General features: G+C 70.0%; 10 protein-coding genes. 6 read left to right on the top strand and 4 right to left on the bottom strand.

What is annotated here, in order from left to right:
- The first annotated feature begins 108 nt into the window (after positions 1-108).
- From JYJ93_RS13885 to JYJ93_RS13875, 3 genes are all read left to right on the top strand, one after another.
- Entirely contained in the window at positions 109-2,259 is a 2,151-nt protein-coding gene (locus JYJ93_RS13885; protein ID WP_206790965.1) for a M13 family metallopeptidase, read from the top strand.
- 84 nt (positions 2,260-2,343) lie between these two features.
- Entirely contained in the window at positions 2,344-3,015 is a 672-nt protein-coding gene (locus tag JYJ93_RS13880; protein WP_206790964.1) for a class I SAM-dependent methyltransferase, read from the top strand.
- A 23-nt stretch (positions 3,016-3,038) separates the two neighbouring features.
- The gene (locus JYJ93_RS13875) at positions 3,039-3,953 is read left to right on the top strand and encodes a LysR family transcriptional regulator (RefSeq protein ID WP_206790963.1); all 915 of its coding nucleotides are present in this window, start codon (positions 3,039-3,041) and stop codon (positions 3,951-3,953) included.
- On the opposite strand, the gene JYJ93_RS13870 is transcribed toward JYJ93_RS13875, so the two are convergent.
- Positions 3,943-4,611 (bottom strand): O-methyltransferase, encoded by a 669-nt coding sequence (locus tag JYJ93_RS13870; protein ID WP_206790962.1) that lies wholly within the window; start codon positions 4,609-4,611, stop codon positions 3,943-3,945. The genes JYJ93_RS13875 and JYJ93_RS13870 overlap by 11 nt on opposite strands.
- Positions 4,612-4,746: 135 nt before the next feature.
- Between JYJ93_RS13870 and JYJ93_RS13865 the strand changes: the two genes are divergently transcribed.
- From JYJ93_RS13865 to JYJ93_RS13855, 3 genes are all read left to right on the top strand, one after another.
- The gene (locus JYJ93_RS13865; RefSeq protein WP_206790961.1) at positions 4,747-5,970 is read left to right on the top strand and encodes a S8 family serine peptidase; all 1,224 of its coding nucleotides are present in this window, start codon (positions 4,747-4,749) and stop codon (positions 5,968-5,970) included.
- A gap of 130 nt (positions 5,971-6,100) precedes the next feature.
- On the top strand, positions 6,101-7,291 hold the full coding sequence (locus JYJ93_RS13860; protein WP_206790960.1) for a hypothetical protein: 1,191 nt from the start codon (positions 6,101-6,103) through the stop codon (positions 7,289-7,291).
- A gap of 63 nt (positions 7,292-7,354) precedes the next feature.
- On the top strand, positions 7,355-7,939 hold the full coding sequence (locus JYJ93_RS13855; protein ID WP_206790959.1) for a TetR/AcrR family transcriptional regulator: 585 nt from the start codon (positions 7,355-7,357) through the stop codon (positions 7,937-7,939).
- Between the two features lie 43 nt (positions 7,940-7,982).
- On the opposite strand, the gene JYJ93_RS13850 is transcribed toward JYJ93_RS13855, so the two are convergent.
- From JYJ93_RS13850 to JYJ93_RS13840, 3 genes are all read right to left on the bottom strand, one after another.
- The gene (locus JYJ93_RS13850) at positions 7,983-9,575 is read right to left on the bottom strand and encodes a peptidoglycan-binding protein (protein ID WP_206790958.1); all 1,593 of its coding nucleotides are present in this window, start codon (positions 9,573-9,575) and stop codon (positions 7,983-7,985) included.
- A 307-nt stretch (positions 9,576-9,882) separates the two neighbouring features.
- Entirely contained in the window at positions 9,883-13,281 is a 3,399-nt protein-coding gene (locus JYJ93_RS13845) for a Dauer Up-regulated (RefSeq protein ID WP_206790949.1), read from the bottom strand.
- A 247-nt stretch (positions 13,282-13,528) separates the two neighbouring features.
- Complete coding sequence (locus JYJ93_RS13840; RefSeq protein WP_206790947.1) at positions 13,529-13,891, bottom strand: hypothetical protein; 363 nt, start codon at positions 13,889-13,891, stop codon at positions 13,529-13,531.
- Positions 13,892-13,928: the final 37 nt, after the last annotated feature.

Genomic DNA, 13,928 nt, shown 5'->3' with positions numbered 1-13,928 from the left:
GACGCACAGAACGCAATGGCTGGGATGAAACCGCCGTTTGCGCTGTTGGGGACACGCCCGCGTGCGCCAGAGTGCGCCACCCCGTAACGGGCACATCCAGGAGCCTTCATGTCGTTCCGTTCCAGACCGCCGTTTGGCGCCGCGCGCATGACGCTCGGCGTCTGCGCGTCCGCGCTCATCACCGCGTGCGCCTCCACCACGCCCGCGGAGAAGTCCCCGCCGCCGGCCCAGGCCGCCGCCACCCCCGCTCCGGCCGCCCCCGCCGCTCCCAAGCCGCACTTCGGGAGCTTCGGCGTGGACACGCCGGGCATGGACACCTCCGTCGCCCCCGGTGACGACTTCTACCGCTACGTCAACGGCAAGTGGGTGGACTCCACGGAGATTCCGCCGGACCGCTCCGCCTTCGGCATGTTCACGCGCCTGACCGAGGACGCCACGAAGCAGACGCGCGACATCCTGGAGGCCGCCGGCAGGTCGGACGCCCCCGCCGGCAGCGAGGAGCGCAAGCTGGGTGACTTCTACGCCAGCTTCATGGACGAGGCCGCCATCGAGGCGAAGGGCGCCACGCCGCTCAAGCCGGAGCTGGACCGCATCGCCGCCGTCGCCAACCGCAAGAGCCTGGCCGCGCTGCTGGGCACCACGCTGCGCAGCGACGTGGATCCGCTCAACACCGGGCAGGCCACCACGGGCCGCCTCCTGGGCTTGTGGGTGGCGGAGGACCTGAACGACCCCAGCCGCTACGCCGCCTATCTCCTCCAGGGCGGCCTGGGCCTGCCGGACCGCGACTTCTATCTGAAGGACACGCCGCGCTTCAAAGAGGTGCGTGAGAAGTATCAGCAGCACATCGCGGCCCAGCTGAAGAACGCCGGCATCCCCGACGCGGAGGCGAAGGCCCGCGCCATCTTCGGCCTGGAGATGAAGATCGCCAACATCCACTGGTCCGCGCAGGACACGCAGGACGTGGAGAAGGTGAACAATCCCTGGAAGCAGACGGACTTCGCGAAGAAGGCGCCGGGCATGGACTGGGCCGCGTACTTCGCGAGCGCCGGCCTGGCGTCCCAGAAGGACTTCATCGTCTGGCAGCCGTCCGCCATCACCGGCATCGCGAAGCTGGTGGGCAGCGAGCCCCTCCAGACATGGAAGGACTACCTGGCCTTCCACGCCATCATGGAGGGCACCCCGTACCTGTCGAAGGCCTTCGTGGACACGGGCTTCGACTTCAGCGGGAAGACGCTCTCCGGCGCGCAGCAGCTGAGCGACCGCTGGAAGCGCGGCGTGAACTTCGCGAACCTCGCCATGGGCGAGGCCGTGGGCAAGCGCTACGTGGAGAAGCACTTCCCGCCCGCCGCCAAGGCCGAGGCGGACCAGATGGTGCGCAACATCCTGGCCGCGCTGGGCCGCCACATCGACGCGCTCGCGTGGATGTCCCCGGAGACCAAGGCCCGCGCCAAGGAGAAGCTGGGCACGGTGCAGGTGGGCATTGGCCACCCGGACACCTGGCGTGACTACTCCGGCCTGGAGATCATCAAGGGAGACGCCTTCGGCAACGCGGAGCGCGCGGAGCTCTTCGAGCACCAGCGCAACCTGGCCAAGCTGGGCAAGCCCGTGGACCGCAAGGAGTGGTTCATGACGCCCCAGGAGGTCAACGCGCTCAACTCGCCGCAGCAGAACTCCATCATCTTCCCGGCCGCCATCCTCCAGCCCCCGTTCTTCGACCCGAACGCGGATCCGGCCGTGAACTACGGCGGCATCGGCTCCGTCATCGGGCACGAAATCGTCCACAGCTTCGACGACGTGGGCGCGCAGTTCGACGCGAAGGGCAAGCTGGCCAACTGGTGGACGCCCAAGGACCTGGAGCAGTTCAAGGCCGCGGGCAAGGCGCTGGCCGCGCAGTACAACGCGTACAAGCCCCTGCCGGACATGAACGTGAACGGCGAGCTGACGCTGGGCGAGAACATCGCCGACGTGGCGGGCGTCTCCATCGCCCATGACGCCTACGTGATGTCCCTGGAGGGCAAGCCCGCGGCCACGCTGGAGGGCTTCACGGGCGAGCAGCGCTTCTTCATGGGCTTCGCGCAGGTGTGGCGCAACAAGTTCCGCGAGCCGCTGCTGCGCCGGCTGCTCGTGACGGATGGCCACTCGCCCGGCATGTTCCGCGCGGCCACCGTGCGCAACCTGGACGCCTGGTACCCGGCGTTCGGCGTGAAGCCCGGCCAGGGCCTGTACCTGACGCCGGAGCAGCGCGTGAAGGTCTGGTAGTCCGCTTCCCACCTGCACCGGGCGCACGAAGGCCGTGCGTCCGGTGCACTGGTGCCTGAAGCAGCGCGGGCGCACGGTGGGGGCATGACCACGACCCTTCATTCCCCCCCTGTCGCCTCGCTGCTCACCCACCTCTTCGCGGACGCGCGCAAGACGGACGCCGCCGTGCTCGCGCCCTTCAGCGCCCTTCCCGCGGAAGAACGCAGGGCCCGGCTGGACGGCGACCCGCGCGCCTTCTACGCGAGCGTCGCGGAGGCCTACCTGCCGGTGTCGGAGGAACTGGGCCGCCTGCTCTACGCGCTCACCCGCGCACGGCGTGCCCGCACGGTGGTGGAGTTCGGCACGTCCTTCGGCATCTCCACGGTGCACCTGGCGGCGGCGCTGCGCGACAACGGAGGCGGCAAGCTCATCACCACGGAGTACGAGGCCTCCAAGGTCCACCGGGCGAAGGAGCACCTCACCCAGGCGGGGCTCGTGGACCTGGTGGAGTTCCGCGTGGGTGACGCGCTGGAGACGCTGCGCACGGACGTACCGGACGGCATCGACCTGGTGCTCCTCGACGGCGCGAAGCCGCTCTACCTGCCCCTCCTGCGGCTGCTGGAGCCGAAGCTCGGGCCCGGCGCCATCCTGGTCGCGGACAACGTGAAGATGAGCCCGGAGTTCGCGGCGCACCTGGCGCGGCCGGAGCACGGCTACGTCACCATTCCCCTGCCCTGGGAGGACGACGACTGCCTCTTCGCCGTGCGCGCCGCGTGACGGCCCACGATTAGGATGGCCGGATGGCGGACCTGGACCTGAACCTGCTGGTGGCGCTCGACGCCCTCCTGCGCGAGGGCAGCGTGGCGCGCGCCGCGGACCGGCTGGGTCTGAGCGCGCCGGCCATGAGCCGCACGCTCACCCGCATCCGGACCGCGCTGGGAGACCCGGTGCTGGTGCGCGCGGGACGCGGCCTGGTCCCCACGCCCCGGGCCCTGGCGCTCCAGCAGCAGGTGCGCGCGGTGGTGCGGGACGCCACCGCGCTGCTCGCGCCCGGCACGCCCACCGCGCCGGAGCAACTGACGCGCACGCTGACGCTGCGGGTGAACGACGGCGTCATCCCCCTGCTGGGCACCGCGCTCCACCAGCGGGCGCGCGCCGAGGCGCCCGGCCTGACGCTGCGCTTCGTGGCGGAGGGGCTGGAGGACGTGGAGTCCCTGCGCGACGGAGAGGTGGACCTGGACATCGGCGTGCAGGGTGCGCTGGGGCCGGAGATCCGCGTGCAGCGGCTGGGCGAGGAGTCCTTCATGTGCCTCGTGGGCCGCGCGTCGCCCCTTTCCCGGGGGCGGCTGACGCTGGAGCGCTTCGCCCGCGCCGAGCACATCGGCGTGTCGCGGCGGGGGAAGCTGCGCACGCCGCTGGACGACGCGCTGGAGCAGCACGGCCATTCGCGCCGGGTGACGGCGGTGGTGCCCAACATGCTCGCCGCGGCGGCGCTCGTCGCGGGGACGGACGCCGTCACGACGGTGAACGGCGCCTTCGCGCGCGCGGCGGCCCGGCTGATGCCCGTCAAGGCGCGCCCCGTGCCGCTGCCCCTGCCCCGCGTCACCGTGGCGCAGGCATGGCATCCCCGCTTCGACCGGGACCCCGCGCACGTCTGGCTTCGGCGCACGGTGAAGGCGCTCTGCGACGCGCCCGTGTTCAGCGCTACCCCGTGACGAGCGCGAGCGAGAAGCCGTCGTAGCCCTTGCTGCCCACCGTCTGCACGGCGGTGGCGCTCACGCGGGGCTCGGCGGCCACGGCCTCGTAGAAGCGGCGCATGCCCTGGATGTTCGCGTCCGTGCTGTCCGCGTCCACGACGCCGCCCTTGCGCACGACGTTGTCCGTGAGGATGACGCTGCCCTGGCGCGACAGCTTGAGCGCCCACGCGAAGTACTCCGCCGTGCGCACCTTGTCCGCGTCGATGAAGGTCAGGTCGAACGGCGCCTGGCCCTCCTTCTCCAGTTGGGCGAGCGTGTCCACCGCGTTGCCCAGCCGCACCTCCACCACGCCGGACAGGCCCGCGCGGGCGATGTTCTCCCGGGCCACCTCCGCGTGCTTCGGCACCGCCTCCAGCGTGATGATGCGCCCCTCCGGCGGCAGCGCCCGCGCCAGCCACAGCGTGCTGTAGCCGCCCAGGGTGCCCACCTCCAGGATGCGCTTCGCCCCGTGCATCCGGGCCAGCAGCATCAAGAGCTTGCCCTGGTTCGGCGCCACGTTGATGGCGGGCAGCCCCGCCTTCGCGCTCGCCTCCAGGGCCGCCTCCAGCGCGGCGTCCGGCGCCACCATGTGGTCGGTGATGTAGCGGTCGACCTGGGTCCACTGCTCCTGGCTCATGCGTCCTCCTTGGGAAGTGGACCTCTCCTAACGGCCTCGTCCCCCGGAAAAACCATTGGGGACGAAACTTAAAAGAGCGCGATGCGACAATGTAGGAGTCAGTAGGCCGCTCCTCATCCCCCCCGGAGGAACACCATGGAAATCAACCGCAAGTCGCCCGCCTCCATCGCCCCCACCGCCAACACGGCCACCTCGCGTGCCCAGGCGCCCAAGGCGAAGCCCCTGACGGTGCGTGACGGCTTCGACTCCCAGGGTGCGCGCCCCTCCAACTTCGTGGACCGCCCGACGGGCCGCCCCGCGACCCCGGGCGCCAGCGTGCCGGCGACGGCCTTCGCCTTTGGCGGCGGCAACGTCGCGGTGAAGCCGGGAGCGAACAAGGTCGCCGACACGAAGCCGGTGGATCCGTCCCAGCCCAGGCCCAAGCTCACGGGCGAGCCGGTCATCGCGGTCATCGACGGTGGCGTGGACTACAAGCACACCGACCTGGACGACGCGATGTGGACGAACCCCGGTGAGGTGGCGGGGGACGGCATCGACAACGACGGCAACGGCATCGCGGATGACATCCACGGCTTCAACGTGGGCACCGGCAAGGGCGACCCGTTCAAGGGCGAGGGCACGGACCACGGCACGCACGTGGCGGGCATCATCGCGGCCGAGGACAACGGCGAGGGCAACACCGGCATCGCCGCGGGCAAGGCGAAGATTCTGAGCGTGGGCGGCCTGTACGACGGCGCGGACCTGCTCACCAACTTCGAGCGCTCGGTGGACTACCTGGTGAAGATGAAGACCGAGCACGGCGTGAACATCCGCGCCGCCAACGCGAGCTTCGGTGACTCCTACCGCGACGCCGCGTCCCAGAAGCGCTGGGAGGCCGCCATCCAGAAGCTGGCGGACGCGGACATCCTGCTGCTCGCGGCCACGGCCAACGGCAACGGCAGCAACATGAACAACGTGCCGGACATGCCCGCCAACGTGGACCTGCCCAACGTCCTCACCGTGGCGTCCATGGACCGCAACAACGACAAGCTGGCCCGCTTCTCGTCGCACGGCGACAAGGTGGTGGACCTGGCCGCCGTGGGCGAGGACGTGCTCAGCACCGTGCCCGGCAACGACTGGGAGGAGATGAGCGGCACCTCCATGGCCACCCCCACCGTGGCCGCCACCGCCGCGCGCATGTTCGCGGAGAACCCGGACCTGACGGCCGTGCAGGTGCGCGACCTCATCCTCAAGACGGTGGAGCAGGACCCCGACCTCAAGGGCAAGGTCATCACCGGCGGCAAGCTGGACATCCAGGCCGCCATCGACGCCGCCAAGGCCACCCTGGAGCCCAAGCCGGAGTCCGTCGCCTCGCGCTGAAGCATCCGCCTGAGCAGTCTCCCCTCCGGGCCCCCTCGCCATCTCCATGGCGGGTGTGGGCCCGGAAGCCGTTCCAGGACCCGGGGGCTCGCGGCTACGGTGCACCCCTCCTCCTTCTCGTGAGCCACCCATGCGCGCGCCGTCCGTGATGCGACTCGTCCTCCTGTCCGTGCCCCTCTTCTCCGCGCCCGCGTGGGCCATCGAGCGCTGCGCGTTCCAGGGCAAGCCCATCAACCTGGACAACGGCCACTCCACCGCGGACCTCACCGGCACGGTGCGCTGCGTGGACGAGGACACGAAGAAGGAGACGCACACCGTCTCGTTCAAGAACGGCAAGCAGGACGGCTGGGAGGTGCGCCGCTGGTCCGACGGCCGCGCCGTGGAGCAGGAGTTCAAGGCCGGCAAGCGCCACGGCGGCTTCAAGCGCTACGAGGACGGCCGGCTGGTGGAGACCAGCCACTACGTGGACGACAACGAGCAGGGCGAGTCGCTGCGCTACCACCCCAACGGCAAGGTGTCCCGGCGCGTGGACCGGCAGCCGGAGGACGCGAAGAGCACCTACGCGGACTACGACGAGACCGGGCGGCTGGCCAAGGCGGGCTGCGGCCTGCGGTCGTCCTGGGAGGCGGGCCTGAAGGACTGCGTCTGGAAGGGCCCCTCCCCGCTGGTGTTCTTCCATCCGAACGGCCAGAAGCGCGCCGTCATCCAGCTGAAGGACGGGCGGCGCGAAGGCGTCACGGAGCTCTTCGACCAGGACGGGCAGCGCACCGCGACGAACGCGTTCGCCGCGGGCGTGCTCGACGGCGTGAGCACGCGGTACTCCGCCGGGAAGGCCCTCACCTCCACGACCTGGGCCAAGGGCGAGCGGGAGGGTGACGAGACGGAGTTCTTCAACGACGGCGGCAAGAAGCAGGTCGTCACCTGGAAGAACCGCCAGCAGGTGAAGCGCGTGGAGTACTTCCAGAACGGCGAGCGCAAGCATGAGCTCGTGGTGACGGGAGACCGCGCGGTGGAGTCCTTCTTCGAGGACGACGGCTCGCTGCGCGAGCGGCGGAATCTGATCAAGGGGGACTTCCACAACGGCTTCGACCCCGACGGCGTGACGGAGGCCTTCTTCCCGGACGGCGGCACGGAGCGCCGCGAGCAGTACGTGAAGGGCAAGGCGGAGGGCCGGCGCCAGGTGTGGGCGGACAACGGCACCCTCATCGAGGACTCGCAGTGGACGAAGGACCGCGTCACCGCGCGCAAGCGCTGGAACCCGGACGGCGGGCTCGTGGAGGACGAGGCCTTCCACGAAGACGGCTCGCGCAAGAAGAAGTAGCAGGCGCGCGAGGGAGCGCCGTCTTGACGGAGGATGGCGGCAATATTACTGCCGTCATCCATCATGACCCAGAAGACGGAGCAGAAGCAGAAGTCGCATGACGCCATCCTCGCGTCCGCCGCCACGCTGCTCCTGGAGCGGGGCATCCAGGCCAGCTCCATCATGGACGTGATGAAGGGGGCCGGGCTCACCGTGGGCGGCTTCTACGGTCACTTCGACTCGAAGGAGCACCTGTTCACGGAGACCCTCCGGGCCACCGCCCGCACCACGTGGAACGCGCTGCTGCGCAAGGCGAAGGAGGACGCGCCGGACGCGCCCGCGCTCAAGGTCCTGGTGCGCTACCTGTCGCGCAAGCACCGCGACGGCGTCACGCCCACCTGCCCGCTGCCCAGCATCACCTCGGAGGTGTCACGCGCGGGCGAGCCCTACCGGGGCGCGCTGGAGGCGGAGCTGCAGGAGTTCGTCCAGTCGTACGCGGACCTGCTGCCGTCCGGGGCGCGGCGCCGGGAGAAGGCGCTGGCCGCCATCGCGCTCATGTTCGGCGCGCTGTCCCTGTCGCGCGCCGTGCGGGGCACGAAGCTGGGCGACGAGTTCCTGGACGCGGCGAAGAAGCTGGGCGCGGAGCTGCTGACGCAAGAGGGGGCCTGAAGCTTTTCAGCCCCGGCCCCCTCCCCGCTTCATCAGGACATCCTCAGTCGCGCTGGATGGCGCCCTTCGGGACCAGGATGACGACCTCCTTGCAGTCCGAATAGATGATGGAGTTCATGTCCTGGTAGTTGTGGGTCGTCTTGCCGCCGTTGCGCACGATGCCCATGTCGTTGCCCTTGGAGCCGCCGCTGTAGTCCCAGCCGTGGCGCGTCTGGAAGATGATGGCGCCGTCCGGCACCTTCCCGTCCGCGACGAGCTTGCGGTACTGGTCCGCGCTCACGACGTTCGCGGTGGCGTTGCCGTACGGGCTCTTGATGGCCTTCTGCTGCGCGCCCGGGAACGGGATGGACTCCCAGCCGTTGCGCAGCATCTGCGCCATGCCGCCGCGGGGGTTGTTCGGGTCATTGCCCGTCGCCGCCGGCGTGTTCGGGATGCCCAGCCGGGTCATGTTGTCCAGCGTGGTGCGCACGCAGTAGCCCGTCTGGCCGTTGTTCAGGCGGGACGTGGCCAGCTTCTTCAGCGTGGCGTTGTTCGTGTCGATGCGGACGCCGTTGCCCAGCACCGCGCCGTTGTTGTTCGTGCCCTGGGTGTTGTTCGTGCCCTGGGTGTTGTTCGTGCCCTGGGTGTTGTTCGTGGTGCCGGGGCGGCTGCCCTGCAGCGCCTTGAGCGTGTCGGGGCCGACCTGGCCCGCGTTGCTGCCCGCGCGCACGCCGTTCGCCCGCTGGAAGTCCTCCACGGCCTTCTTCGTCACGGGGCCGAACTTGCCGTCCGCCGGGACGCCCAGCATCTCCTGGAGCTGCTTCACGGCCGGGCCCTGCATGCCCTCGCGCAGGTTGTTGCCGCGCACCTTCACCTGGTCCATGGAGGGCGCGGGGGTCCACGTCTTCGCCCCCGGCCGCTGCGGGGTGTTCGCGGGCTCGAAGGTGTCGGCGGTGTGCTGCGGGCGCGTGGGGGTGCTGGTGTTCGTGTTGGTGGCGCCGGGCGTCGCGGCACCGCCGAAGTGCGGCGCCAGCGCCTGCGCGCGCGCCCACACGTCGTTGGAGTAGTCACCGCCCGTGGTGCCCACGTCCATGCCCGCCTGGGTGCGGACGTTGCCCGGGCCGGAGTTGTACGCGGCCACCGCGCCACGAAGCTGCTGCGCCTCGGACCAGTCCGGGTGCGCCTTCTTCATGTCGTTGACGTAGCCCTTGAGGATGCCCGCCGCCTGGTCGATGTGCTCGGCGCTGGTGGGGCCGCCCTTGGTCGTGTGGTAGCGGTGATCCACCTGCATCACGCCAAAGCCGTTGCCGCCGTCGCCGTGGCCCGTGCGATCCAACGCCGCGCCCGCGCGCGACTCGCGGCTCGCGATGGCCGCCAGCAGCGCCGGGGGCAGGCCGTGCTTCGCCGCCGCCGCCTCGATGTTGCCCTTGTACTGCTTCAGGCGCGCCAGGTCCGTCTGCGCCATCTTCGTCGACGCGGCCACGCCCGGCTGCAGCCCGTCCTGCCGCGCCGTGCGCGCGGAGGCGCCCGTGGGCTGGTACTGGGACAGGATGGCGTTGGGGTTCGCGCTGTTGCGAACCGCGCTCGTCGTCACAGCCTGGGAACGATTCGAGAAGACAGAGTTCGTGCGCTGGGACGTGGTCGCGGAGAGGCTCATTCGGGGTTTCCTCGTTGGAGGCTGTGATTCCTGCCCCGATTATCCAGACCCCTCCCCGCGAGTTGCGTGAGATCTGGAAATAAAGATCTCACAGTTTAACCCGTACGGAATTTTCCGCTCAAACTTGTCTGGATTGGATGACGCGTCACAAACGGGCAACAAAGACACCCCGGGTCTGTCTGGCTTCACGGCCGCTGACCCAGGGCGTTGGGTGGAAAAATCCAATCACACACCACGAACGCGAACGGGGCCTGTTCCCGTGAAGGAACAGACCCCGTGCGGTGCTACAGGCCTGTGACGCGGTGAATCAGATGAAGGGCACGCCCGGGATGTCGTCCGGGATGAGGTCGCCGAGGAAGTCCTTCACCCCGTTGAAGACATCGCCGGCCAGCTCGCCCACCTCGCCGGGCAGGTCCGCCAGCGTCTCGAGCGCCTCCTTGGCGCCGTCGATGCTCTTCTTCGCCAGGTCGCCCAGGTGGCCGACGGCGGCCTCCGCCAGCTTGCCGCCCACGCCGGCCAGGTCCTTGAGCGCGTCCACGCCCGCGTCACCCAGGTCCGCCACGGCGAGGAGCAGCTCCTTGCCGCCCTCGGAGAGGTTGTCCTTCCAGGCCTTGGCGACGTTCATGAAGGACTCCACGCCGTCCTTGAGCAGGTCGCGGGCGAAGCCCTTGGCCCACTCCAGGCGCCGGCCGCCGAAGTCGATCATGTCCTTGAGGGCGCCGGCCGCGGCGTCCGCCAGCTCGCCGCCCTTGCGGGCCAGGTCGGACAGCGCGCCGCCCACCCACTCGCCGGCCTTGGTGAGCGCCTCGCCGGGGTTCTCCGCGATGTACTTGAGCGTCTCCACGGCCTTCTCGCCCGCGTTGGCCAGGCCCTTCACCAGGCCCTCCGCCAGCTCGGCGCCCTTGGCGCCCAGGTCCTTCACGGACTCCCAGGCCTTCTTCGCCAGCTCGCCGCCCTTGGCCAGCGCGTCGCCAATGGCCTCCTTCGCCTTGGCCGCGGCCTCGCCGGGGTTCTGGGCGGTCCAGGCCAGCAGCTCCAGGCCCTTCTCCCCCAGCTCCTTGGCCTTGTTCACCGTGTTGGACACGAGCGTCGTCGCGCCGTCGATGAGCTCCTTGGCCTTCTCCTTCGCGGCGCCGGTGAGCTTGTCGTAGCCGGCCTTCAGGTCGTTCAGCGTGGAGACGGCCTGCTTGTAGAGCGCCTTGCCGGCGTCCGTGGCCAGGTCCAGGCCGGAGTCCACGACGCTCTTGATGCCCTCGAGCGCCTTCTTCGCGGCCTCGCCCGGGTTCTGGGCGATGTACTTGAGCGTCTCCAGGCCCTTCTCACCCAGCTTCTTCGCGCCGTCGATGACGTTGTCGAGGACCTGCTTGGCCTCCTTCGCCAGCTCGCCGCCCTTCTCGATGGCGGTGTTGAAGGCCTCCGTGGCCGCCTTCACCGCGGCCTCGCCGTACTTGGACGGGTTGCGCACCACGTCCGCCAGCTTGTGGATGACCTTCGCGGCGCCCTTGAGGCCTTCACCGGCCAGCTCCGCCTGGGACACGCCCACGAACTCGGCGGCCTTCACCGCGCCCTTGGCGGCCTTCTCCACGCCCCACTGGATGAGCTGCGCGGTGCCTTCCGGACCGTAGTACGCGGTCATGTGGGCCAGGCCCGCGGGGCCCTGCGCCGCGGCGCCCGCCAGGTTCACGGCCTTCATCCAGTCCGGGGCCTCGTAACCCTTGGGGTCGGCCTCGTACTTGGCCTTCTCCTGGGTGAAGCCGATGTCCATCGCCAGCTCGGCGGCGCCCAGCAGCACGCTGGCGCCCACGTCCACGGCCACGCCCACGCCGGTGAGATCCAACGCGATGCCCAGGGCCCCGTCCGCCGTGTTCAGCACCGCGGCGGTGTGCGCGAAGTAGCCCAGGTCGTTGTTCTTGCCGTGCAGCTCCAGCGATTCCTTCTCGAACTTCGCCGCGTCGATGGCGTTGGGCAGCGCGCCCGCCACCGGGACGACCTTCGCCAGGTTCTTGAAGACCTTGCCGGCCACGTCGGCGGTGATCTCCACGCCAATCTTGCCCAGCACCTTGTCCATCACCTTGAGGCCCTGGCCCACCAGCTTGCTGCCCGCCTTGTCCAGCAGCGGGCCCAGGGTCTTCACGGTGGTGTTGAGCGCGTCCGCGCCGAACTTGTCCGTGAGCTTGAGCAGCGACTTCACGGCGCCGGCGTCCATGTCCGTGACCAGCTTGGAGACGATCTTCGCCGCGTCGTCGTCCAGCTTGCCCGCGAGCTTCGCGAACTGCTCCGTGGTCTTCGGATCCGACAGGACCTCGTTGAGGACCTTGTGCTCCATGCCGCCCAGGGCGCTCACCAGCTTCTTGCCGGCCTCGGCGTCCACCTTGCCCAGCTGGCCCACCAGGTTGTCCAGGGCCTTGGGGTCGGTGATGCCCTTGAGCGCGGACTCCAGGGACTCCGGACCGCCCAGCTTGGTGGCGGCGGCCTCCAGCTTCTTCAGCTGATCCGGCGTGAGCTTGGACGCGAGCTGCGGATCCAGGCCCTTCACCTTCACGTCGGCCATGCGCGCGCCCTGCTGGGCCACGTCCGTCGCGTTCTTCACGCCCGCGTTCTTGAGGACGTCCGCGAAGGCCTTGAGGTCCTTCTTGAGGTCGGGCACCTCCGCCAGCAGCTGCGCGGCGGCCAGCGCCTTGTCCTGCGTGGACGCGTTGGGGTCCGCCAGGGTGATGGCGGCGCCCGCGGCGCGCAGCGACCCGTCCAGCTTGCGCAGGTCATTGGCGAGCGCGGGGAACTTGTCCCCGGCGAAGTCCTTGAGCGCCTTGCCCAGCTCCAGCGTGGCGGTGGCCTTGTCGGTGGCGGAGGCGTTGGGGTCCGTCCACTTGCCAATGGCGCCCACCAGCTTCTCCGCCGCGGGCAACCCCTTGAGCGCGGTGTCCAGCACGCCCTTGAGGTCCTCGGGCGCGAACGTGTCGCCGGTGACCTTCGCCAGGGTGAGCGCCGCCTGCGCCTTGTCCACCTTGCTCGCCTTGGGGTCCGTCAGCTTGCCCAGCGAGGTGAGGGCGTCCGAGTTGGTGGCCAGCTTCGCCAGCTTGTCGTCCTTGACGCCCAGGCGCTCCAGCGCGTTGGGGACCGTCTCCGGGAACTGCGAGGCCAGCTCGCCCAGGGCGGTGGCCTTCTCGGAGAAGGTGCCGGTGCCCAGCTTGTTGAGCGAGTCGTAGGCCTTCTTCAGGTCGTCCTTGCTCTTGTCCTTCAGCTCCGGGAAGAGCTTGGGCAGGTCCTCCGGCTTGTCCGGCAGCGCCTCCGCGTGGGGCGGCTTCGGATCCGCCGCCGGGGGCGCGCCGTTGACGTCGGCCCGCACCGGGACCGCGCCGTTGGCGTTGCCCGTCACCGGGCCGGTGAGCGGACGCGCGTGGCCGCCCGTCGTGCCCAGCGGCGTGGCGAACGGGTTCGTCGTCTCTCCCGTCAGCCGGTTCACCCCGTTGCGGTTGTTCTGCGCGCCGCCCGAGGAGAAGCCGTCATTGAAGAGCTTCACCGTGGGCTGCTTCGTCTGCTGCGCGGCCTGCTGCTTCGCGGCCTGCTCGGCGGCGGCCTTCGCGGCGGCTTCGGCGGCGGCCTTCGCGGCGGCAGCGCGGGCAGCGGCCTCGGCGGCGGCGCGCGCGGCGGCTTCGGCGGCGGCACGGGCAGCGGCGGCGGCGGAACCATCAATGGGGGTGGTCATGGGCAGAACTCCTACCTTTTCGGGAATCGAGAAAGTCCCCGGGGATTCTCTACATTTCGCGGCGAATGTTGCCTGACTCTCCGCAATCGCGTGAATCCCGGAGCGATGCAGGCCATACGTCGGTGTCGCCTGGCGGGTTACATGGATCGCGCGGGCCCGGCATGACGCGGGAAGGCATAGCGGACGCTATGGAAATTCCAGGAGGTGCCCCGCCCCTGTCCGGCCGCGTCATGCCCTCCAGGGCGAGTCAGGCCCGGTCCTCGGAGCGGAGCATCCACTGGCCCAGGCCCACGCACCCGGCGGAGGTGAACAGGGTCAGCGCCCACGCGACGCCGAAGGGGGCGTCCAGGGTCATGAGCAGCGGCAGCGGCGACCACCCCGCGAGGAAGGACGCCGGGGTGAGCCACAGCGCCCTGAGGCCGCGCGTGAGCCCCTGGATGAGGCCCAGGGCGAGCCCGGTGAGGGCGAAGCCCACGAACAGCGCCAGGCCGTAGGCCTTGTTGAACATCAGCATGTAGACGCCCAGCAGCGGGAAGACGTGCACGAGGCCCGGGAGCCAGACGAGAAAGGCGGTCAGCATCCAGCGGTGCGACGACGGGGACGTGGACATGGGCCCAATCCAGCCCATGTCCGGGGGCCTGGCCAAT

The organism is Corallococcus sp. NCSPR001 (assembly GCF_017309135.1).
Classification (GTDB): domain Bacteria; phylum Myxococcota; class Myxococcia; order Myxococcales; family Myxococcaceae; genus Corallococcus.
This window is presented reverse-complemented; position numbering and strand designations above follow the sequence as displayed.

Bases quoted from the DNA above. Each gene is read 5' to 3' on its own strand.
- JYJ93_RS13885 (WP_206790965.1), top strand. From the start codon at position 109: ATGTCGTTCCGTTCCAGACCGCCGTTTGGCGCCGCGCGCATGACGCTC.
- JYJ93_RS13880 (WP_206790964.1), top strand. From the start codon at position 2,344: ATGACCACGACCCTTCATTCCCCCCCTGTCGCCTCGCTGCTCACCCAC.
- JYJ93_RS13875 (WP_206790963.1), top strand. From the start codon at position 3,039: ATGGCGGACCTGGACCTGAACCTGCTGGTGGCGCTCGACGCCCTCCTG.
- JYJ93_RS13870 (WP_206790962.1), bottom strand. From the start codon at position 4,611: ATGAGCCAGGAGCAGTGGACCCAGGTCGACCGCTACATCACCGACCAC.
- JYJ93_RS13865 (WP_206790961.1), top strand. From the start codon at position 4,747: ATGGAAATCAACCGCAAGTCGCCCGCCTCCATCGCCCCCACCGCCAAC.
- JYJ93_RS13860 (WP_206790960.1), top strand. From the start codon at position 6,101: ATGCGCGCGCCGTCCGTGATGCGACTCGTCCTCCTGTCCGTGCCCCTC.
- JYJ93_RS13855 (WP_206790959.1), top strand. From the start codon at position 7,355: ATGACCCAGAAGACGGAGCAGAAGCAGAAGTCGCATGACGCCATCCTC.
- JYJ93_RS13850 (WP_206790958.1), bottom strand. From the start codon at position 9,575: ATGAGCCTCTCCGCGACCACGTCCCAGCGCACGAACTCTGTCTTCTCG.
- JYJ93_RS13845 (WP_206790949.1), bottom strand. From the start codon at position 13,281: ATGACCACCCCCATTGATGGTTCCGCCGCCGCCGCTGCCCGTGCCGCC.
- JYJ93_RS13840 (WP_206790947.1), bottom strand. From the start codon at position 13,891: ATGTCCACGTCCCCGTCGTCGCACCGCTGGATGCTGACCGCCTTTCTC.